Origin of the sequence: Rhodococcus sp. YL-1 (assembly GCF_001942025.1) — a bacterium.
GTDB classification, from domain to species: Bacteria; Actinomycetota; Actinomycetes; order Mycobacteriales; family Mycobacteriaceae; genus Rhodococcus_F; species Rhodococcus_F qingshengii.
In genome coordinates this window covers 2,649,919-2,672,134 of the sequence record NZ_CP017299.1, presented here as the reverse complement: position 1 = coordinate 2,672,134, position 22,216 = coordinate 2,649,919, and the positions used below count along the sequence as shown (strand labels likewise).

Genomic DNA, 22,216 nt, shown 5'->3' with positions numbered 1-22,216 from the left:
GTGCCTCCCAGAGACGTTGCTCACGAACTGATTTGAATGTATCCGGTCGGTCACCACGTACGCGTCGCACCGGTGAGTAATTTCGACCCGCGCTCGCGCCAGTGCGGTTCCTTGTCCAACGTGTTTCCGGTGATCCGGCGGAGACTGTGGATCACGGACCCGTACATTCCCACCGCATTGGTGGAGAGTTTGCCGCCAGGTGGTTCATCCATGAACGGCATGAACTTGTCGGGGAATCCCGGCATCGTGCACCCGATGCAGATCCCGCCGACATTAGGACACCCGCCGACTCCGTTGATCCAACCACGTTTGGGGACATTGCATTTCACGACCGGTCCCCAACATCCGAGTTTGACGATGCACTTCGGTGACCCGTACTCCGTCGCGAACTCACCCTGCTCGTAGTACCCACCACGGTCACAGCCCTCGTGTACGGTGGCACCGAAAAGCCACTGCGGGCGCAGGGATTCGTCCAAGGGAATCATCGGCGCCTGATCAGTGGCCATGTACAGAAGGTAGGTCAGGGTCTCGGAGAGGTTGTCCGGCTGAATGGGACACCCGGGAACGCAGACGATCGGGATGCCCGCCTTCGATTTCCAGGTCCACCCGAGATAGTCCGGCACGCCCATCGCACCGGTCGGATTGCCGGCCATCGCATGTATGCCGCCGTAGGTCGCGCACGTACCAACCGCAACTACCGCAGTGGCTTTCGGTGCCAGCTTGTCGAGCCATTCGCTCGTGGTGACCGGTTGGCCGGTTTCGCGATTGTTCCCGAAGCCGCACCAATACCCCTCGTCGTGAAGTTTCTCGTTCGGTATCGATCCTTCGACGACAAGAACAAAGGGTTCCAGTTCTCCGCGGTCGGCTTTCCAAAACCACTCCAGGAAATCGTCAGCGCCACCCTGCGGTCCGCATTCGAAGTCGATGAGCGGCCAATGAACCGCTACCTGCGGCAGGCCGGGCAAGGCGCCGAGCGCGATCTCCTCGATACTGGGTTGCGTGGCTGCAGTGAGCGCCACCGAATCTCCGTCGCAACTGAGACCGGCATTGATCCACAGCACGTGGATCAGAGTTTCTTCCGCTTTGGCCGCTGCGCTTGCGGGGGTAGCTGCGCTTTCGGAGGCAGGTTCCGCCGTGGTGCCAGCAGTCGATTTTTGTGTGTCCATGTCAGCCGCTTTCACGGGTGCACTTGCGCCTTGACTCTCAGCGCCGCGACTGGCCTGACACGCTATGGCCTCAAGACTCTGTGGCCTCGAATTGCCGCGGCACCGAAACGCTGACGCCACCGGAGTCGAACCTCGGCCCACTTGCGTGGCACCCACTCATTTCATTAACTACCCGAGCAGATCAGTTGTCAACGGCCACCGGAGAAATCGCCGAACGACTACCGATCCACTCGTACCACTCGTCCATGCCCTCACCTGTCGTGGCAGACAGAACAACAACGCGCACAGCAGGATTGAGTATTCTCGCCTGCTCGACGCAGGCATCGACGTCGAACTCGACGTACGGGAGCAAGTCGATCTTGTTGATCACCACGAGGTCCGCGACAGCGAAGATGTGTGGGTACTTTTTCGGTTTGTCTGCCCCCTCCGGCGTAGAAATTAGGACAACCTTGCCTTCCTCGCCGAGGTCGAAGAGCGCGGGGCACACCAGGTTTCCGACGTTTTCGATCAGAAGCAGCGATTCTTCAGCGGGATCCAAGGCGCGCAGTGCGCGGTCGATCATCGCGGCATCGAGGTGACATCCGGCCCCGGTATTCACCTGCACCACCGACGCGCCGGTCTCTCGGATCCGCTCGGCGTCGAGCCGGGTTTCCTGGTCACCTTCGATCACGGCTATCGGTCGCTGACATCCGAGCTCCCGGATAGTTCGCGCCAGCAATGTCGTCTTCCCCGCGCCGGGGGAACTCATGATGTTGAGCGCCGTGATTCGGCGGTTCCGCATCCACTGACGATTGTGAACCGCAATGCCGTCGTTCTTGGCGAGCACCTGCTGCTCGAGAATCACGGTGTGGTCGGGGTGGCCGCGCTCATGGTCATGCTCGTGACCGTGCCCATGATCGTCGTGTTCCTGCTCGTGTTCTCCGTCTGCGACAACCGACACCCGAGGTCCTGTGGTGTCCCCGCACCCACACGTCGCGCACATGCTCAGCTCACTTCCATCGACAGGATCCGTAACTCTCGGCCGGCAAGCACCTCGACATCAGCACTGCCGCATTCACACAGCAAGAACATGTCGGGCGGCGAGAACATCACGCCGCAGCTTCTGCATCGCGCGCTGGTTGCAATCTCATCGATGTGCAAGCTGGCACCTTCGGCGTGAGTACCCGCGGTGACGACGTCGAAGCAGAACAGCAGAGAGTGTGGAACCACCGCGCAGAGTTGCCCTACTTCAAGCCGCACGCTCGATACTCGTCGCTCGCCGGCACGCTCACACACGGCTTCGACCACACTCTGCGCAATGGACAGCTCGTGCACGGTGAAACCCACGATTCGTGATCCGGAAACCTCCCTTCCACGATAAGCACCAACGGTCGTTGTGCGTAACCCGTACACGAAAACAGGCTGCGATCCGCAACTAATTGCGGATCGCAGCCTGTGACAGCGTTATTCGTGTGACGAACGCCGGCGAGAAGGATTACGGGTTCGGAACCGGCACCTTCGTCGTCGTGGTCGTCGACGTCACTGTCGTAGTCGGGGGCGCCGTCGTTGCATCCGTTCCCGCTACCGGTGTGGTCGGAACTGTCGACGTCGGCGTCACTGCCGCCGAACCCGTCGGAGTGGCAACCGCTCCCGATGTGACCGACGCCGATCCTGCCGCAGGCACCTGTGACGTGGTTGCGGGCGCTCCAGCAGATCCCGTGGAGCCAGTGGTCCCGGCCGGTGCCTGACCGGTTCCGGTGCCTTCAGCCACCGCGGCGTCGCCCTCAGCATTGCCGTCAGCCATGTAGGCATCGACAGCGGCACTGATCTGTTCCGGGGTCGGCTTCGCAGTTGTGTCGACGGGCTTTCCTTCCTTCGCCTGCTGGGCGAGGTAGGTGAGCCAGGCCGCTGCGTACTCAGCTGAAGTCAACGGCTTGCCGTTGGCCGCATCCGCATCTCGCCAGTAATCGAAGTGGTGTCCGACGTCTGGAGCGAGTGTCTGCTGGTAGGGGTCGCTCAAGATCACGGGAATCGTGTTCTGGTTGGTAGCAATCAGACCGACAATCTCCTTGAAAAGCTTCTGCGGCAGATATGCCAGCGGAGACACCTTGTCGGTGGACACCGTCTCGCCCTCGGCTACCGGCGCCGGCGCGGGTGTTTTTCCGGGCTTGTACTCCGGATCCGAGACCTTGAGCATCACCTGAAGGAATGTCTCGTCACTCTGCATCCAGTTGGGATTGGACGAAATGTCTGCGAACGCCTCGAAGACGATCTGGCCGAACACCACCGCGACGTCCTGACCGGTGGCCGGGTTCAGACCCTGCGCTTCGAGTTGGTCGATGTTCAACTGCCGACCGACATTTGCCGCCAAGATCAACAGAGAGATGTTGCTGGGAGCCGAGCAGGTGAAGTCACCGTCCGAGCAGAAGGACGCGACCTTGCCGTTCAGCTTGCCGAAACCTCCGGCAGTGCCGGGGAGTACACCTTCGCCAGGTGTCGCGGAGGTGCCGTTCTGGTACTTCGTATTGAAGTTATCCGGGTTCGTGAACGGATTCGTGGCACCGAGGAACGTGCCGTCGCCCGCTTCACGGCCTGCATCCGCCAGCATGACCACACCGACAACCTTGTCCGGGTCGACCCCGAACTCGTTGTTCTCCTGCGTACCGATGTCCATCGCGACGCGACGCACCACATCGGCGCCTTCGCTGTACCCGACGATCGAGAACTGAGTCTTCGGGCATTCCTTGGCGATGGCACTCATCACGGACTGCGTATTTGCAGCGCCGGCAGCGACGGCATCCTCGTAGGACGCCATGTTGGCCGGGTACGCGATATACACAGCCGCGTACGAGCCGGGCTTGTTCGCGTTGACGGAGCCTGCCGGGTTGATCACCTGGTCGACGCGTTCACTCTTGTAGTCACCGGACAGGGCGGCCGGCAGCGGCTTCCCGTCGGCTCCCAGCAACATCTTCACCGTCGAAGCGTCCGGTGTGTCGTGTCGACCGGCAACCGCGATGCTGACCATGTCGTGACACTCGGTGACCGACGACGTCAATTGTGTCTCGATCGTGCGTGACTCCGGAGAGTCCACAGCGACCGCAACCGCGACCAGTGCGGCCACGCCGAGCGCTGCGGGCGCTACTGCACCCGCCAGTATTCGATGTCGCGAAAAGAACCCACGAACCGGCATATCTTCTCCCCAATCAACTTTTGGAAAACGTACGACCGACCCCCGGGGCGTCACGCAACGTCATTCGAGTAGTCGTCCAGTACGAGAGGAGCGTTACAACGGGTAACGATTTTCCGTGGCGACTCGGGAGGGAATCGGGAGCGCAAACGCCTCATTTCCGCTGCATAACACCGACGTGCACCTACTCCGCGTCGAAGATAATGACCTGTCGGATTGCTTTTCCGTCGGCGAGTTCGTCCATACCCGAATTGATGTCGGCCAATTCGATTCGCGAGGAAATGAGCTTCTCGACCGGCAGCTTCCCGTCGCGCCACAACTGCGCGTAGATCGGGATGTCGCGGGACGGGACCGCAGATCCCAGGTAGCTGCCGATAATGGTCCGCGCTTCGGCGACCAGTCCGAGAGGTGAGATCGACGAGCGCGCGTCAGGCGCCGGCAACCCGACCGTGACGGTCGTGCCACCCGCTGCCGTCGCAGCCACCGCTGTCTCGAAGGCCCGAGCATTTCCCGCGGCCTCGACGACGATGTCTGCGCGAACGCCACTCTCGGACAGGCCGGACGGTGTGAAGACCTCGGTCGCGCCCAGTTCCAGCGCCTGAGCCAGCTTGGATTCCAGTGCGTCGACACCGATGACGTTCTCGACCCCGAGTGCCCTCGCCGTCAGGATTGCGGCCATCCCGACGCCACCCAAGCCGACCACCATCACGGTGTCTGCCGGGCGAGGCTTCGCCGCGTTGAGGAGCGCTCCCCCACCGGTCAACACCGCACAACCGAGTACGGCTGCAATTTCGGCCGGGATGTCGTCGTCGACGGGAACAACCGACTTGGCGTTGACCACAGCATGCGTCGCGAAACCCGAAACACCGAGATGATGTTTGACGTTCTCGCCGGAGCGCCGCAGTCGATGCGCGCCACCGAGCAAACTGCCGTCGTTGTTGGCAGCGCTACCCACCGTGCAAGGCATCCGGCCGTCAGTGGCGCATCCCGCACATTCACCGCACCGCGGAAGAAAAGTCATCACGACGCGGGTGCCCACCGACAACGAATCAACTCCGTCGCCGAGTTCGATGATTCGACCTGCCGCCTCATGGCCCAACAACATCGGCACGGGTCGTACCCGATTGCCGTCGACCACGGAGAGGTCGGAGTGACAAAGCCCGGCAGCTTCGATCTTGACCAGGATCTCACCCGGGCCCGGGGATTCGAGGTCGAGTTCCGAAATCGAAATCGGAGTCGACTCTGCGAAGGGACGCTTCCGGCCGATCTCTTCGAGCACTGCACCACGGATCTTCAACTGCACACCCCGATTTCGATAGTTCGAACTACTTGCCCACGATCCCGCGTACCGACGCGGGGAGGTCACGAACCCGCTTGTACGGACCCACGACGGCGGCTGCAAACGGCCTCGTCAAGAGCACCTGCGCCACCTCGAGCACCTCTTCGGAGGTGACTGCGTCGATGGTTGCGAGCGTCTGAGCAACACTGCGATGGTTGCCGTAGTTCAGTTCGCTGCGACCGATACGGTTCATGCGTGAGCCTGAATCTTCCAGTGCCAGAACCAATCCGCCGCGCAGCGATCCCTTGGCGCGGGCGATCTCGGCATCGGTGATTCCGTCCGTCGCCACGTTCGCGAGTACCTCGCGGATCACCGTAGCAACCTCCCCGAGGTTCTCCGGCTGGCAACCTGCATACACGGAGAACGCTCCGGTGTCCGCGAAGGTGTCGACGCCGGAATAGACGGAGTACGCCAGCCCGCGCTTCTCCCGAATCTCTTGGAACAGACGAGAACTCAGCCCACCGCCCACTGCGGCGTTGAGCACCGACAGCGCCCAGCGATGGCCCTCGTGCCGGCCGAACGCGCGTACCCCGAGCGCAAGGTGGACCTGCTCGCTGTCGCGGTGGGTCAAGCTCAGTTCAGGCATCGTTCGCAAACGCAGAGTGCCTTCGCGCCGCGGCGCCGGCTTGACCCCGCGCTCGAGATGTCCGGCAAATGCACGGCGAGCGAGCGTCACAACCTGCTTGTGGTCGACGTTTCCCGCTACGGCCAGCACCATCCGCTGCGGTGTGTAACGCCGAACATGGAAGGAATGCAACTGATTGCGCGACATCGACTCGATCGATTCGACGCTACCGATGATCGGACGGCCGACAGGATGATCGCCGAACAACGCGGTCAGGAACGCGTCGCCGAGCAAGTCTTCCGGATCGTCGTCACGCATCGCGATCTCTTCGAGCACTACTTGCCGCTCGACATCGACGTCCGCGGTTCTGCAACGCCCTCGCAGCACGACGTCGGCGACAAGGTCAACCGCCATCGGAAGGTCGTCGTCGATCACGTGCGCGTAGAAACAGGTGTGTTCCTTCGACGTGAATGCATTGAGTTCGCCGCCCACACCATCCATGACCTGCGCGATGTCCAACGCCGTCCGTGACGGCGTCGACTTGAACAGCAGGTGCTCGAGAAAATGCGCGGCACCGGCCACACTCGGCTGCTCGTCGCGCGAGCCGACTCCGACCCACACACCGACGGAGGCGGAACGCACACCGGGAATGAACTCGGTGACGACGCGCAGGCCGCCGGGAAGGACCGTGCGCTGTACTCCGGATTCGGGAGTCGCATCGATCGGCGATTTCAGCACAGCGCTGCGGCTGCGCGTGGTGTTGGGAGTGGTCTTTGCCATGAAAAGGTTCAGCAGTCCTCGGTGCAAGTGGTCAATCAGGTATCTACAGGCTCTGTGTCTACAGACAGTACAGATGCGGCCCCGCACGGAAATCCGCGCGGGGCCGCATCAGAGTACGAAGTGAGATCTACTCGGAAGCAGCCTCGTCGGCGGCCGGAGCGGCAGCCTCGTCGTTGCCCTCTTCGACCGGGATCAGCGAGATCTTGCCGCGAGCATCGATGTCGGCGATCTCGACGCGGATCTTGGATCCGACGTTGACCACGTCTTCGACCTTGGCAATGCGCTTACCGCTGCCCAGCTTCGAGATGTGCACCAGTCCGTCGCGTCCCGGCAGGAGCGAAACGAAGGCACCGAAGGCGGTGGTCTTGACGACCGTGCCCAGGAACCGCTCGCCGACCTTGGGGAGCTGCGGGTTGGCAATGGCGTTGATCATGTCGATCGCGGCCTGTGCAGACGGTCCATCGGTGGCGCCGACGAACACGGTGCCGTCGTCTTCGATGGAGATGTTGGCACCGGTCTGCTCGGTGATGGAGTTGATCATCTTGCCCTTGGGGCCGATGACCTCACCGATCTTGTCGACGGGGACCTTGATGGCCGTCACGCGGGGAGCGAACGGGCTCATCTCGTCCGGGGTGTCGATGGCTTCCGCCATGACCTCGAGGATCGTGGTCCGTGCGTCCTTGGCCTGCGAGAGTGCACCGGCAAGGACCTGCGACGGGATGCCGTCGAGCTTCGTGTCCAGCTGCAGGGCCGTGACGAAGTCCTTGGTACCTGCGACCTTGAAGTCCATGTCGCCGAAGGCGTCTTCGGCGCCGAGGATGTCGGTCAGCGCGACGTAGCGGGTTTCGCCGTCGACCTGGTCGGAAACCAGACCCATGGCGATACCGGCAACCGGAGCGCGAAGCGGCACACCGGCGTTGAGCAGTGCGAGCGTGGACGCGCACACCGAGCCCATCGAGGTGGAACCGTTGGAGCTCAGAGCCTCGGAGACCTGGCGAATCGCGTAAGGGAACTCTTCGACGCTGGGCAGAACCGGCATGAGAGCGCGCTCGGCGAGTGCACCGTGACCGATTTCGCGACGCTTCGGCGAACCGACGCGGCCCGTCTCACCGGTGGAGTACGGCGGGAAGTTGTAATGATGCATGTAGCGCTTGGTGGTCTCGGGACCGAGCGAGTCGACCTGCTGAGCCATCTTCACCATGTCGAGAGTGGTCACACCCAGGATCTGGGTCTCGCCACGCTCGAACAGTGCGGAGCCGTGTGCGCGCGGGATGATCGCAACCTCGGCGGACAGCGAACGGATGTCCGTGACGCCGCGGCCGTCGATACGGAACTGATCGCGCAGGATGCGCTGGCGAACCAGCTTCTTGGTGAGCGAGCGGAACGCTGCTCCCAGTTCCTTCTCGCGGCCTTCGAAGTTGGGTGCAACCTGCTCGAGAACCTCGACCTTGACCTCGTCGGTCTTGTCGTCGCGTTCCTGCTTGCCGGCGATTGTCAGTGCGGCATTGAGCTTTTCGGACGCAGCAGCCTCGACGGCAGCAAAAACGTCGTCCTGGTACGCCGGGAAGACCGGGTAGTCACCCGTGGGCTTTGCAGCCTTGGATGCAAGTGCTGCCTGTGCAGCGCACAGGCGTGCGATGAACGGCTTGGCGGCCTCGAGGCCCTCGGCGACAATGGCCTCGGTCGGTGCCTGAGCGCCGTCGGCGATCTTCGCGATGACGTTGTCGGTGGCCTCGGCCTCGACCATCATGATCGCGACGTCGGCGTTGTCACCGCTACCGGAAACGACGCGGCCGGCGACGACCATGTCGAAGACGGCGTTCTCGAGCTGATCGACCGTCGGGAATGCAACCCACTGGCCGGTCTTGTTCTCGTCCGAGACGATGAGTGCAACGCGCACGCCACCGACGGGTCCGGAGAACGGCAGGCCCGCGATCTGCGTCGACGCGGAAGCAGCGTTGATGGCCACGACGTCGTACAGATCCTGCGGGTTGAGGCTCATGACCGTGACGACGACCTGGATCTCGTTACGGAGACCGTCGACGAAGGACGGGCGCAGCGGCCGGTCGATGAGGCGGCAAGTCAGGATCGCGTCGGTGGAGGGGCGTCCCTCACGACGGAAGAACGAACCGGGGATGCGGCCCGCTGCGTACATACGCTCTTCGACGTCCACCGTCAGGGGGAAGAAGTCGAAGTGCTCCTTGGGGTGCTTGCTGGCGCTCGTGGCGGACAGCAGCATGGTCTCGTCGTCCAGGTAAGCAACGACGGCGCCGGCGGCCTGCTGAGCAAGGCGTCCGGTCTCGAAACGGATGGTGCGGGTACCGAAGGACCCGTTGTCGATCACGGCGGTGGATTCGAACACGCCTTCGTCGACCTCTACTACGGAATTCTCTGTCATTCTTTTCTCTTCACTTCCCTCTCGTCTTCGCCGTACCCGCGCGGGCGTTTCCACCCTCCTGGTGGAAACTGCGCACCGAGGGACGTCCCCCTCTTGAATTGCAGACGCTCCTTGCGATGCGAGCGATTTCTGCTTCGGGACGTCACGACGTTCGGGCGGCCGTCGATCGAAGTCCGCCGGAGCTTTCGGGCACTTGCCCGGTCCGGAGAACCACTACCGACAACCGACACCACGTTCTCTGGTGCATACGGTGTGCTGGCTGCGCACTGCACAACTGCGCATAGACAACTGCGCCTGGACAACTGTGCATAGCGCCGACAGCGGAAACTGCCTTGCGGCAGCTAACGCCGAAAGCCAGCGAAGCCCAGTATATGCGTGGCTTCGCCGGCTGACGGAGTGTTCGGCAAACCGAAGCATGCCGTGTTGCTTTCGATCAGCGTCGTGAGAAAAATCTAGCGACGCAGGCCGAGACGCTCGATGAGCGTGCGGTAGCGAGCGACGTCGGTCTTTGCCACGTACTTCAGCAGACGACGACGGCGACCGACCATCAAGAGCAGTCCACGACGCGAGTGGTGGTCATGCTTGTGGGTCTTGAGGTGCTCGGTGAGATCGGTGATGCGCTTGGTGAGCATTGCCACCTGAGCTTCAGGCGATCCCGTGTCGGTCTCGTGCAAGCCGTACTCGCCGAGAACGGCCTTCTTTTCTTCCGTGGTCAATGCCACTTGATTCACTCCTGTGATGACGTTTGCGTGAAAGGAACTAGATCGGGCGCGGCCACCGCAAACCGCAGCACGCACCGAGAGAAGATCCTACCAGCAGCAATGAGGCGCTCTCGCCCACCTGGAGCGAATGTGGCGGCCGCCACTGACACAGGAGGAACTCAACCGACGCTGCGTTCTGCATCCTCACTCAGAATCCGGCGTGCGCGTTCGACATCTCGGTTCATTGCCGTGATGAGCGACTCGATCGAGTCGAACTTCTCCATACCGCGAATCCGCGAAACCAGGTCGACCGCGACGTGTTGTCCGTACAGGTCTGCTTCGGTGTCGAGAACGTATGCCTCGACGGTTCGGGTCCGGCCGGAGAAGGTCGGATTGGTACCCACAGACACCGCGGCTTGGTATCGGCGACCGGGAACGACGGTTCCGAGTTCCTCGCCGGCACCAAGCACCGTGAACCACGCCGCGTACACGCCGTCGGCCGGAATCGCCGAAAACATCGGCGGTGCAACGTTGGCCGTCGGGAACCCCAACTCGCGTCCACGCTTGTCACCGTGGACGACCACACCTTCGACACGATGTGGACGGCCCAGAGCTTCGGTAGCCGCTTCCATGTCGCCTGCGTCGACGCACGAGCGGATGTAGGTCGACGAGAACGTCACCGCATGCTCGGCGAGCAGCTGGACGCCGTCGACGGCAAAGCCGAAGCGAGCGCCCATTTCACGAAGAAGATCGACATTGCCGAGCGCCTTCTTGCCGAAGGTGAAGTTGTCCCCCACCACGACCTCGGCGACATGTAGACGTTCGACGAGAATCTCGTGGACGTAGCGCTCCGGCGTCAGCTTCATGAAATCAGCGGTGAACGGCATCACGCAGAACACGTCGATGCCCAGATCCTGAGCCAATTCCGCACGCCGTTGCAGCGTCGTCAACTGGGCTGGATGACTACCCGGCCGCACAACCTCCATGGGATGCGGGTCGAACGTCATCAACACGCTCGGAACACCACGTTTGCGGGCAGCGGTAACCGCTCTCGCTATCAATTGGGCATGCCCACGATGCACACCGTCGAACACACCGATAGTGAGCACACAACGACCCCAATCGGCCGGAACTTCGTCGAGACCACGCCATCTCAGCACGATTGGCAGCCTACGGGTCCACCGGCGGCGGGTCACGTTCGGACCCGCCCAGCGAATCACCGCTGTGCTGCCGCTCACGTACGGAAGTTCCGGATTTCGTAGCCTAAGCTAAGCGTTGTGGCAGCTCACAAGACCGGAACCTCGGAAGCATCATCGACGTCGGATGGCGACAGCACTTCGGCGCAGGACGCGGCAATCGACACGCTCGCACTCTCGTCGGTGGCCCAGGACTACCTCAAGGTCATCTGGACGATCCAGGAGTGGTCCCACGAGCGGGTTTCCACCAAGCTCCTGTCCGAGAAAATGAGCGTCTCGGCCTCGACGGTGTCCGAGGCGATCCGCAAACTCTCGGACCAGGGCCTGGTCGATCACGCCCGCTACGGATCCATCGCCCTGACCGACAGTGGCCGCGCGGCCGCCGTCTCCATGGTCCGGCGCCACCGGTTGATCGAGACCTATCTGGTTCAGGAACTCGGGTACGGCTGGGACGAAGTCCACGACGAGGCCGAAGTCCTCGAACACGCCGTTTCCGATCTGATGATCTCGCGGATGGATGCCAAACTGGGCTTCCCCGAACGTGACCCGCACGGTGATCCCATTCCCGCCACCGACGGTTCGGTGCCGACTCCCCCGGCCCGCCAGCTCAGCGACTTCGCCAACGGTGAGCGGGGCCGCGTTGCCCGGATCTCCGATTCCGATCCCGAAATGCTCCGGTACTTCGATTCCGTCGGCGTCAGTCTCGATGTCGAGATCACCGTCGAGGAGCGCCGCGATTTCGCCGGGACAGTGTCCGTTCGACTCGGCGACAGCCCCAACACCATCGACTTGGGAAGTCCAGTCGCTCAAGCAATTTGGCTCGTCTAGCCGAGGTAGTCAAAGCGGCAGTCGGTATCGGCGTTCCACGGGCCGGACGCCGTCGGTCCGGGTCCAGTCGGCGAGCCTCTCGTCGACGTACACCCACCCTCGACGCTCGTACAGTGCGATCGCCGGCAGAGCGTCGTCGACGACGTCGAGCACCAGTTCCAACCGACTCTCGGCTGCGAAATCCGTCACGGCATCGAGTAGCGCATCGCTGAGGCCGTTTCCACGTGAGCCAGGATGAACGAACAGTCGCGACACGGCTATCGATCCCGCGGTTGTGGGCGCACCTGCGACCTCGCTGTCGACGGCCACATGACCGACAACACGACCGTCGCTCTCACCGACCCACGCCTTTACCACCGTGGGCGAACTGAGCCAGCGGTGCGGGTTCTGCGGCCACGTGTTCGGATATCCGTCGCACTCGTGGACCTGTGCCAGCGCATCGACGCAACCGTCGAGGTCGCCGTCGACACGCTCGCGGACGATCACCCGCGAAGCGTCGCCGGTCGCACGACCATCACCGAACTGGCGCGTCGACCCTTCTCCTGCAGAAGCGCAATCGTGTGACCGGTGGGATCGATCGCCGCACAGATCCCCTTCATCCCGATCGGCTCGAGCCAGCGCCCCTGGCTGATCGCCTCGGCTTCCTCCGCCGTGATCTGCCGATGCGGAAAAGCCGTCTGCGCGGCCTGATCGATGTCGAGGCTCACACCCGGCTGATCCGCGAGATCTTCGAGCGTGCGCGCATGTTCGAGAGTGAACGGCCCGACGCGGGTGCGGCGCAATGCCGTCAAATGACCGCCGACGCCCAATTCACGACCGAGGTCGCGGGCAAGCGAGCGGATGTACGTACCGGACGAGCACTCCACGTCGACGTCCAGATCGACGAAGCCACCCGGGACATCTCGCCGAGCCAGAACCTCGAAAGTCGACACCGTTACCGGGCGCGGCGCCAGCTCGACGGTTTCTCCCGCACGCACCAGAGCATGTGCGCGCTGACCGTCCACCTTGATAGCGCTCACGCTTGCCGGGATCTGCTTGATGTCCCCGGTCAGCGTGGCCACGATCGCCGCGATCTCCGCGTCCGTCACCTGCGAAGCGTCTGCGGAGGTCAGGACCTCCCCCTCGGCATCGTCCGTGTCCGTCGCTGCCCCGAGGCGAATGGTCGCCGAGTACGCCTTGGTTGTCAGCGCCAGGAGTCCGAGCAACTTGGTCGCACGCTCGACGCCGAGAACGAGAACACCGGTCGCCATGGGATCCAGCGTCCCGGCGTGTCCCACCTTCCGGGTGTTCAACAACTTGCGGCACCGAGCGACCACGTCGTGGCTGGTGATACCCGCCTCTTTGTCGACAATCAGAATTCCGGCGCCGACAAGACCGGAGGAAGGCTTTTCACGAGCTGACACGTGTGCCGATTCTGCCAGTCGCGCTCACTGCACCGAAATTGCCGTCAGGATGAGTCCGTCCGACACCAACCACCTGCCGTCGAAAGAGGTGAGCGGCGGACCGGACGTCGCCTCACCGGGGACCAGCAGACGCGAGTTGAAAGTGCCGGACGTTTCCGACTCCGCCTCGAACGTGATGTGGGCGTCCTCGAAACCCAACCAGCGCCCGGTGAGTGGAAACCACGCCTTGTACGTGGCTTCCTTCGCGCAGAAGAGCACTCGATCCCAGTGCACCGGACCGCCGGTTTCCTGAGTGTCCAACCACGTTCGTTCCGCCTCGATGCTGACCGCGGGCAATACCCCGTCCGGCAGCGGGCCGTGCGGTTCGGCGTCGATACCGAGTGAGCGGACCTGCATGGAGTACGCCAGGACAGCGCCGCGGTAGCCGTCGCAATGGGCGAGGCTCCCGACCACTCCCTGCGGCCAGAGCGGCGCACCACGCTCACCGCGCATGACAGCGGCAGACGGAACACCGAGCTTGCCCATCGCCTGACGCGCAAGGTGCCGGGTGGTCACGAACTCACGACGACGCTTCTCGACCGCGCGGCCGATCAACGCTTCCTCACTGGGGTGCGGAACCAGACCGGGCGGATCGACGAAGGCCTCGGCCGTCGCAACTCCACCGGGAAGAATCTGTTCGATCACGTAGCGATACCTCTCAGCGTGCGGCGCGCATGCGCTCGACTTCGGCTTCCTGCTCCGGCGTGACCTTGAAGTGGCCACCCCACTTGTTGAGCGTTCCCGGCGGGTACTCCGGAACGGGAAGAATCTGACGCAACAACTTCTCCGGCAGTCCACGCCGACGCCACTCGCGCGGGTATCCGAGTGAGACTTCCTCGAAGCGGACGCCGTCGTAGTACGTGGTTCGAGGGATGTGCAGGTGCCCGTACACCGAGCACACCGCGTTGTACTTCACGTGCCAGTCGGCGGTAGCGGTGGTTCCGCACCACAGTGCGAACTCCGGATACATGAGCACGTCCGTCGGCTGCCGGACCATCGGGAAATGGTTCACGAGAACGGTTCTTGTGCCTTCGGGAAGCGCATCCAACCGCGCCTGGGTGTACTCGATCCTCGCCCGGCACCATGCGTCGCGCGTCGCATACGGCTGCGGTGAGAGTAGGAACTCGTCGGTGGCGACGACGTTCTTGTCACGCGCGATCTCGAGCCCGTGTTCCTTGTCTCGCGCACCTTCCGGCAGGAAGGAGTAGTCGTAGAGAAGAAACATCGGGACGACCGTGACCGGTCCCTCGTCTCCCTCCCACACCGGGAACGGGTCCTCGGGTGTGATGACGTCGAGTTCGCGGCACATGTTGACCAGGTACTCGTAGCGCGGCGCTCCGTGAATCTGAACCGGATCCTTGGCGGTCGTCCACAGTTCGTGATTGCCCGGAATCCAGATGACCTTTGCGAATCGGCTGCGAAGGAGCTTCAACGCCCACCGAATGTCGTCAGTTTTCTCGGAAACATCTCCGGCGAGAATGAGCCAGTCGTCAGGCGAATCCGGGAACAGTTCCTCCGTCATCGGCTTGTTGCCGTTGTGACCGACATGAATGTCGCTCACCGCCATCAGCTTTGCTGCCACGATCCCTCTGCTTCCTCAGTTGAACTTCCGCGCTTCGCCGTCGCCGGACCTGTCACTGCCCACTTGCCGGAAAACGCTCGCCACGACACCGCGACCATCCGAAGTACTACGAACACGGTAAGCCCTGCCCAAATTCCGGCGAGCCCCCAGTCGTAGGCGAGAGAGAGCCAGATCGCGGGCAGAAACCCGAGAACTGCGCACAGCATGGTCGCGTTGCGCAGAAACACCACGTCCCCGGCGCCGAGTAGAACACCGTCGAGTGCGAAGACGATTCCCGCCACCGGCATGATCGCGACGAAGAACCACCATGCGATCGACATCTGACCGAGCACCTCGGCGTCGGACGTGAAGAGTCCGGGGACCACGGAGTGGCCGGCGGCGAAGAAGATCGCGAGCACCACGGCAAATACCGTCGACCATGCGGTGATCCGCCAGGTCATCCTTTTCGCCGCGGCTGCGAATCCACCGCCGAGCGCCGCTCCGATCAGCGTCTGAGCTGCGATCGCCAAGGAATCGAGAAGGAGCGAAACCAGGTTCCACAGTTGGAGGACGACTTGGTGTGCACCGACTACAGCCGCACCGAACCTCGACGCCACTGCAGCCGCGGAAACGAAACACGCTTGGAATGCGAGGCTGCGCAGAATCAGGTCACGGCCCATCAGCATCTGCGCCCGCATGATCGCAAAATGTGGTCGAGCCGAAACGGGTTCACGAAAGAGCGCCCAGGCGAACAGCACACCCGAAACACTCTGGCCCACCAGATTCGCAACAGCTGATCCTTCGAGTTCCAGACGCGGAGCACCGAGCAAGCCGTGCACCAGAATCGGACACAACACCGCCGAAATACCCAGGCCGACAAGGACGAACCGCAGCGGTCGCACCGTGTTCTGAACCCCGCGCATCCAGCCGTTGCCGGCCAGGGCCACCAGGATGAGTGGAACACCCAACACCGCTATCCGGAGCCAACTTTCCGCAGCCGCGGCGATGTCGGGAGTCCCGGCCACCGCCGAAGTCAGCGGGCCGGCGATCACCTACACGATCACGACCAAGGCCAGGCCGATCGCGGCCGCCAGCCAGGTCGCCTGAACACCCTCACCCACCGCGTCGCGCTCGCGGCCCGCCCCGTGAAGCCGTGCGGCCCGCGCCGTGGTGCCGTACGACAAGAAGGTCAGCTGCGTACTCACCAACGACAGGATCAGACCACCGACTGCCAATCCGGCCAGCGGAAGCGCCCCGAGTCGGCCGACCACGGCGATGTCGAACAACAGATAGAGGGGTTCGGCCGCCAGTACCCCGAGCGCCGGAAACGCCAGGGAAAAGATTCGACGCCCAGTGACGTCGAAATCAGCTGCCGAAGATCCCGCCGAGGTGGCGTCAGATTCGCTCAATGCCGCGGATTCAGCCGAGTGCCGCGACGAGCGCGGCAACAATCTCGTCGCTGGAAGTGGTCGACGTATATCCGGCCGACAGCCGGTGCCCGCCGCCACCAAGACTTTCAGCTACCGCCGACACGTCGATCGCCGACTTTGCACGCAACGAGATCGACCAGCTTCCGGAAACCGACTCTTTGAGTACGGCGGCAACTTCGGCTTCCGAAGTGGTCCGCACGATATCGACGACGCTCTCGATCTCCTCGGAGCGAAGATCGCCGATGTCACTGCGTCGGATCACCGCGTACACCAGCCCACGGCCGTCCGCAGCTTCCGGAACCAGCACCGCGGACCCGAGTACGGCGCCCAGCATCGGCAACCACCCGAACGGATGGGTGTCGAGCAGCTTTCGCGCAATCGCGTCGCCGTCGATGCCGGTCGCCAGCAAACGCGCGGCGAGCACGTGCGGAAGCGGACCTCCCCACCGGAAGGAGCCGGTGTCGGTGACCAGTCCGGCATAGAGACAGTGCGCGATATCGCGATCGATCGCGACTCCCCACGCATCGAAGAATCGTGCGATGAGTGCCGTCGTCGAGGCCGCGGTTTCGTCGACGACGTTGATGCTTCCGAATTCGGAATTGGAGCGATGGTGATCAAGGACGATCGTGCGATTCGCGCCGGCGAGTCGACTCGACAACTCACCGAGACGGCCCTCGCTGCCGACATCCACCGTCACCAGTACATCGACACTTTCCCGAACATCAGTGGGCGCCACGAGCAAGTGGAGACCGGGGAAATCGCGCATCGACTCGGGCAGCGCCGACGGCCGACTGAACGCGACCTGCACCGAAATGCCCCGACGCTCGAGAACGAGACCGAGCGCAAGTCCGCTGCCGATCGTGTCCGCATCCGGCTGCACATGGCAGAGAATTGTCACCGTGTGTGCCGATTCGAGAACCTCGGCCACCTGAGCGAACTTCGCCTCGCAGGGGTCGACGTCCGAAAGTGCGGTGATCGTCATTCTCGGTGCGCGTCAGTCGGCTTCACGAACATCTGGCGACGCCTCGTCTTCGTCCGAAGCCACTCGCGGCTCCTTGTACGGATCTGCATCTCCGGCCGGCTGTGCATTCTCACGCGCCTTGGCGACCTCGTCGTCGGCGGCCTTGGCACGGGCCAGCAGTTCTTCCATATGACGCGCGGTGTCGGGAACGGTATCGGCGACAAACGTCAGAGTCGGTGTGAAGCGAACTCCGGTTCCGGCACCGACCTTCGAGCGCAGAACACCCTTGGCCTTCTCGAGACCTGCGGCGGCGGCTTCCACATCGGGTGCGGAATCGACCTTCTCGCCCATGACTGTGTAGTACACCGTCGCGTCGTGCAGATCGTTGGTGACCTTGGTGTCCGTGATGGTCACGAATGCGAGTCGCGGATCCTTGATCTCGTGATCGATCGCGGTCGCGACGATGGTTCCGATACGCTTTGCCAACTTGCGTGCCCGGGCTGGATCTACCATGACTGTCAGTCTCCTCTACCTGGCCACTCGAATCGAGGTGACTCGATCGATCAAAGTTCTGGTTAACAAGAATTATTACCGACAACAGTCTCGTCCATCGGCTACCCGGCAACCAAATCACCATCCACCCGCGCCTGCCGAACCCACAGCACAGACCGATCGCCCTTTTGTTGGTAACGTCCGGTCGATGACGCGATCAAGAATCACCGCATCGATAATTTCCGGAGGACTCGTTGCGACTGCACTACTTTGCTCGCCGGCAATCGCGTCGGCCGACCACAGCGAGTTCACACCGCTTCCATTGACATATTCGTTGGGAAGGAACAACACCCTTCCTTGTAGCGGACAACTCACGGGCTACGTCCAAACCCCGCACGACCGTCCAGGCATTGCAGTCGTTTCAGTCTCCTGGACTTCCTTTTTCGACAGCCCGTGTTCGATCACCGCCTACGTCAATTATTCGAACCGCGACACTCGCACCGGTGGAACGAGAGCAATCGACTTGACGCACATCTCTGACGGATCCGGTTCGCTGCGGGGTGAATCGAGCCGCCAGATATCCATTGAGGTCGGGGCGGGCAACGCGGGCCTCAATCTGACCAGCGAATCGCTCACATCAACCTTGATCGATCCGGGCGCGTCTACCGTGCGGTTCGTAGTTGCATGAAGTAGTGCGCCGCCTACGGGGAAGTCCTCGCCAAGGGCGCCCCGCGAATCACGCGCTTCCTCACCGGAGCCGAATCCCTTGCCGACGAACTCGATTCGTTACGGCGTCTGGAAGAGTGGCTAAGCGACACAGATCGGTGACGCTCAGTCTTCCGGGCCGAAAATTCGCCTTCGCACAGCCAGCAACTGAATCTCCGGACGCTCGGCGACCGCCCGCTCACAATGATCGAGAACGTCGTGCAGGTGATCGACGGACGAACTGACCACACCGACTCCCACGAGCGCACGACGCAGGCGTCCCTGCTCCCCCGCCTCCGCTGCACTCACGCCGAATCGACGGAGTTCCGTCAGGATCGGCGACAGCATCGAACGCTTTTCCTTGAGTGAGTGGACATCGCCGAAAAGGATGTCGAACTCCAGTGCCCCTACAAACATTTTCCCCCTAGACAGAGCCGAATGGACTCTCTCGGACTTGTATGTTCAAGTCCGAGAGAGTCCATGTCAGCTAGTACTCACGTGCGTCCGCCCCAACGCCCGTGTCGACATAATCAGTCGCGCGGCTTCTCGCGAAGCTCGTAGCACTCGAGAACGTCACCGATCTTGATATCGGAATAGGTGACGGTCAAACCACATTCGTAGCCTTCGCGAACCTCGGTAGCGTCTTCCTTCTCCCGCTTGAGCGAGGAGATGGTGACCGTCTCGGCGATGACCTTGCTGTCGCGGATGAGACGTGCCTTGGCGTTGCGACGGATGCTGCCCGACGTGACCAAGCAACCGGCAATGTTGCCGATCTTGGACGAACGGAACATGGCGCGGATCTCTGCCTTGCCCAGCTCGACCTCTTCGTACACCGGCTTGAGCAGACCCTTGAGTGCCTTCTCGACCTCGTCGATGGCCTGGTAGATCACCGAGTAGTAGCGAATGTCGACGCCCTCGCGGTTCGCCAGCTCCGTTGCCTTGCCTTCGGCGCGGACGTTGAAGCCGATGATGATCGCGTTGGACGCAGCAGCCAGGTTGACGTTGGTCTCCGTGATGCCACCGACACCGCGGTCGATGACGCGCAACTGCACCTCGTCGTCGATCGGAATTCCGAGGAGAGCCTCTTCGAGGGCCTCCACGGTTCCCGAGTTGTCACCCTTGAGGATCAAGTTCAGCTGTGAATGTTCCTTCAGAGCTGCATCGAGATCGTCGAGGCTGATGCGCTTACGACTCTTCGCTGCAAGCGCGTTGCGCTTACGTGCGTTGCGACGGTCCGCGATCTGACGAGCGATACGGTCCTCGTCGACCACGAGCAGGTTGTCGCCTGCACCGGGGACCGACGTGAAGCCGATGACCTGGACCGGACGTGAAGGCAGTGCCTCGTGAACGTCCTGACCGTGCTCGTCCACCATGCGGCGGACGCGGCCGTAAGCATCGCCGGCAACGATCGAGTCGCCGACCCGCAGCGTTCCGCGCTGAATGAGCACGGTAGCGACGGGGCCGCGGCCACGGTCGAGGTGCGCCTCGATGGCAACACCCTGAGCGTCCATGTCCGGGTTGGCGCGCAGATCCAGGGAAGCGTCGGCCGTCAACAGCACTGCTTCGAGCAGTGCGTCGATGTTGAGACCCTGCTTCGCCGAGATGTCGACGAACATGGTGTCTCCGCCGTATTCCTCGGCCACCAGTCCGTACTCGGTGAGCTGCTGCCGGATCTTGTCCGGGTTCGCGCCTTCCTTGTCGATCTTGTTCACCGCGACCACGATCGGCACGTCGGCCGCCTGGGCGTGGTTGATCGCTTCCACCGTCTGCGGCATGACGCCGTCGTCGGCTGCGACAACAAGGATCGCGAGGTCGGTGGCCTTGGCACCACGAGCACGCATGGCCGTGAAGGCCTCGTGACCGGGGGTGTCGATGAACGTCACGAGACGCTCGTTGCCCTCGAGCTCGGTCAGCACCTGGTAGGCACCGATGTGCTGCGTGATGCCGCCGGCTTCGCCCTCACGGACATTCGCCTTACGGATCACGTCGAGCAGACGGGTCTTACCGTGGTCGACGTGGCCCATGACGGTGACCACAGGCGGACGGGACTCGAGGTCCTCTTCTCCGCCGGCGTCCTCGCCGTAGGTGAGGTCGAAGCTGTCGAGCAGCTCGCGATCCTCGTCCTCCGGGCTGACGACCTGCACGACGTAGTTCATTTCGCCGCCGAGCAGCTCCAGCGTCTCGTCGTTGACCGACTGAGTTGCCGTGACCATCTCACCGAGGTTGAACAACGCCTGCACGAGTGCTGCGGGGTTCGCGTCGATCTTGTCCGCGAAGTCCGACAGAGATGCGCCGCGAGCGAGACGGATGGTCTCGCCGTTGCCGCGTGGCAGCCTGACGCCGCCGACTGCGGGAGCCTGCATGCTTTCGTACTCGGCGCGCTTCGCCCGCTTCGACTTACGTCCACGGCGAACTGCTCCGCCGGGACGACCGAATGCACCTGCCGCTGCGCCGCGCTGACCGGGACGGCCACCGCCGCCGGGACGACCGCGGAATCCACCGGCCGGAGCTGCTCCACCGGGAGCACCTGCACCGGCACCGGCGCCGGGAGCGCCGCCACCGCGGTATCCACCGCCGCCGCCACCCGGGCGACCACCGGGAGCGCCACCGGGACGACCCGGACGTCCGCCGCCACCGGGCGCGGGACGAGCGGAACGAGCAGGCATTGCACCCGGGTTCGGGCGAGGAGGCATGGAGCCGGGGCTGGGACGGGGTCCGCCCTGACCTGCAGGCGGACGGGGTCCACCCTGGCCGGGAGCCGGACGGGGACCGCCCTGACCCGGAGCCGGACGAGGTCCACCCTGACCGGGAGCCGGACGGGGACCGCCCTGACCCGGAGCCGGACGAGAACCGCCCTGACCTGCGCCCGGACGCGGTGCGCCGGGAGCCGGACGAGGTGCCGGACGCTCGGCGGGTGCCGAGGAGTACGGGTTGTTACCGACGCGAGGTGCCTTCGGTCCCGGACGCGGTCCGCCGGGCTTCGCGCCGGTGGACGGTGCGGCCGGAGCCGCGGGGGCTGCCGGTGCCGACGCTGCGGGAGCAGCCGGAGCCGGACGTGCCGGCTGTGCTGGTTTCGGAGCGTTGAACGTCGGTGTGGGGACCGGCGCTGACGGTGCTGCCGGAGCAGCGGCTGCGGGAGCCGCGGGGGCTGCCGGGGCCGGAGCTGCGGGAGCAGCCGGTGCGGGTGCGGCCGGCTTGGGGCCGGGACGCGGTGCGCCAGGCTTTGCAGCCGACGGCGACGGTGCGCCGGGCTTTGCCGCGGGGCGAGCCGCCGGAGCGGCTGCGCCGGTCTCGGACTTGGTTTCTGCTCCGCCTGCCGACGGGAATGACTCCCGCAGACGACGGGCGACGGGCGCCTCCACTGTGGATGACGCAGACTTCACGAACTCGCCTTGCTCCTTGAGCGTTGCGAGTAGTTCCTTGCTGGTGACACCGAGTTCTTTAGCCAACTCGTGCACGCGGGCCTTGCCTGCCACTGCTCTCCTC

At 63.4% G+C, this 22,216-nt stretch carries 18 protein-coding genes and 1 pseudogene; 1 reads left to right on the top strand and 18 read right to left on the bottom strand.

Going from position 1 to position 22,216, the window contains the following annotated elements:
* Positions 1–50: 50 nt before the first annotated feature.
* The 9 genes from BH682_RS12540 to BH682_RS12500 form a co-directional block, all read right to left on the bottom strand.
* Positions 51–1,166 carry a hydrogenase expression protein HypE gene (locus BH682_RS12540; protein WP_042922651.1) on the bottom strand — a complete coding sequence of 372 codons (1,116 nt, stop codon included), beginning with the start codon at positions 1,164–1,166 and terminating at the stop codon, positions 51–53.
* 181 nt (positions 1,167–1,347) lie between these two features.
* Positions 1,348–2,148: a hydrogenase nickel incorporation protein HypB gene (hypB, locus tag BH682_RS12535; protein WP_075833008.1), complete on the bottom strand. Its 801-nt coding sequence runs from the start codon at positions 2,146–2,148 to the stop codon at positions 1,348–1,350.
* A 2-nt stretch (positions 2,149–2,150) separates the two neighbouring features.
* Positions 2,151–2,480, bottom strand: coding sequence for a hydrogenase maturation nickel metallochaperone HypA (gene hypA, locus BH682_RS12530; protein ID WP_075835262.1), 330 nt, complete (start codon positions 2,478–2,480; stop codon positions 2,151–2,153).
* 160 nt (positions 2,481–2,640) lie between these two features.
* Positions 2,641–4,335 (bottom strand): cutinase family protein, encoded by a 1,695-nt coding sequence (locus tag BH682_RS12525; protein ID WP_007735070.1) that lies wholly within the window; start codon positions 4,333–4,335, stop codon positions 2,641–2,643.
* A gap of 181 nt (positions 4,336–4,516) precedes the next feature.
* Positions 4,517–5,629, bottom strand: a complete 1,113-nt coding sequence (locus tag BH682_RS12520; RefSeq protein ID WP_007735068.1) for an alcohol dehydrogenase catalytic domain-containing protein — start codon at positions 5,627–5,629, stop codon at positions 4,517–4,519.
* A gap of 28 nt (positions 5,630–5,657) precedes the next feature.
* Entirely contained in the window at positions 5,658–7,016 is a 1,359-nt protein-coding gene (locus BH682_RS12515; RefSeq protein WP_003942169.1) for a M16 family metallopeptidase, read from the bottom strand.
* A 127-nt stretch (positions 7,017–7,143) separates the two neighbouring features.
* Positions 7,144–9,414 carry a polyribonucleotide nucleotidyltransferase gene (locus tag BH682_RS12510; RefSeq protein ID WP_003942275.1) on the bottom strand — a complete coding sequence of 757 codons (2,271 nt, stop codon included), beginning with the start codon at positions 9,412–9,414 and terminating at the stop codon, positions 7,144–7,146.
* A 452-nt stretch (positions 9,415–9,866) separates the two neighbouring features.
* Positions 9,867–10,136 carry a 30S ribosomal protein S15 gene (gene rpsO / locus BH682_RS12505; protein ID WP_007735061.1) on the bottom strand — a complete coding sequence of 90 codons (270 nt, stop codon included), beginning with the start codon at positions 10,134–10,136 and terminating at the stop codon, positions 9,867–9,869.
* A gap of 158 nt (positions 10,137–10,294) precedes the next feature.
* Positions 10,295–11,275, bottom strand: coding sequence for a bifunctional riboflavin kinase/FAD synthetase (locus BH682_RS12500; RefSeq protein ID WP_003942148.1), 981 nt, complete (start codon positions 11,273–11,275; stop codon positions 10,295–10,297).
* A gap of 117 nt (positions 11,276–11,392) precedes the next feature.
* Here BH682_RS12500 and BH682_RS12495 point away from each other — a divergent pair, with 117 nt between their 5' ends.
* Complete coding sequence (locus BH682_RS12495; protein ID WP_003942116.1) at positions 11,393–12,139, top strand: metal-dependent transcriptional regulator; 747 nt, start codon at positions 11,393–11,395, stop codon at positions 12,137–12,139.
* A 9-nt stretch (positions 12,140–12,148) separates the two neighbouring features.
* On the opposite strand, the gene BH682_RS12490 is transcribed toward BH682_RS12495, so the two are convergent.
* From BH682_RS12490 to infB, 9 genes and pseudogenes are all read right to left on the bottom strand, one after another.
* Entirely contained in the window at positions 12,149–12,625 is a 477-nt protein-coding gene (locus BH682_RS12490) for a GNAT family N-acetyltransferase (protein ID WP_030535608.1), read from the bottom strand.
* Positions 12,622–13,542: a tRNA pseudouridine(55) synthase TruB gene (truB, locus tag BH682_RS12485; protein WP_020907442.1), complete on the bottom strand. Its 921-nt coding sequence runs from the start codon at positions 13,540–13,542 to the stop codon at positions 12,622–12,624. The genes BH682_RS12490 and truB overlap by 4 nt, the downstream gene beginning before the upstream one ends.
* 24 nt (positions 13,543–13,566) lie before the next feature.
* Complete coding sequence (locus BH682_RS12480; protein ID WP_003942126.1) at positions 13,567–14,226, bottom strand: 4'-phosphopantetheinyl transferase family protein; 660 nt, start codon at positions 14,224–14,226, stop codon at positions 13,567–13,569.
* Between the two features lie 13 nt (positions 14,227–14,239).
* Positions 14,240–15,163 carry a metallophosphoesterase family protein gene (locus BH682_RS12475; RefSeq protein WP_007735051.1) on the bottom strand — a complete coding sequence of 308 codons (924 nt, stop codon included), beginning with the start codon at positions 15,161–15,163 and terminating at the stop codon, positions 14,240–14,242.
* Positions 15,148–16,551 (bottom strand): annotated as a pseudogene (locus tag BH682_RS12470) (MATE family efflux transporter). The gene BH682_RS12475 and the pseudogene BH682_RS12470 overlap by 16 nt, the downstream one beginning before the upstream one ends.
* Positions 16,552–16,561: 10 nt before the next feature.
* Positions 16,562–17,554 carry a DHH family phosphoesterase gene (locus BH682_RS12465; protein WP_030535612.1) on the bottom strand — a complete coding sequence of 331 codons (993 nt, stop codon included), beginning with the start codon at positions 17,552–17,554 and terminating at the stop codon, positions 16,562–16,564.
* Positions 17,555–17,566: 12 nt separating this feature from the next.
* Positions 17,567–18,046: a 30S ribosome-binding factor RbfA gene (rbfA, locus tag BH682_RS12460; RefSeq protein WP_003942248.1), complete on the bottom strand. Its 480-nt coding sequence runs from the start codon at positions 18,044–18,046 to the stop codon at positions 17,567–17,569.
* Positions 18,047–18,856: 810 nt separating this feature from the next.
* Entirely contained in the window at positions 18,857–19,147 is a 291-nt protein-coding gene (locus tag BH682_RS12450; protein ID WP_003942205.1) for a DUF503 domain-containing protein, read from the bottom strand.
* Between the two features lie 113 nt (positions 19,148–19,260).
* Positions 19,261–22,206 carry a translation initiation factor IF-2 gene (infB, locus tag BH682_RS12445; RefSeq protein WP_030535614.1) on the bottom strand — a complete coding sequence of 982 codons (2,946 nt, stop codon included), beginning with the start codon at positions 22,204–22,206 and terminating at the stop codon, positions 19,261–19,263.
* Positions 22,207–22,216 lie beyond the last annotated feature (10 nt).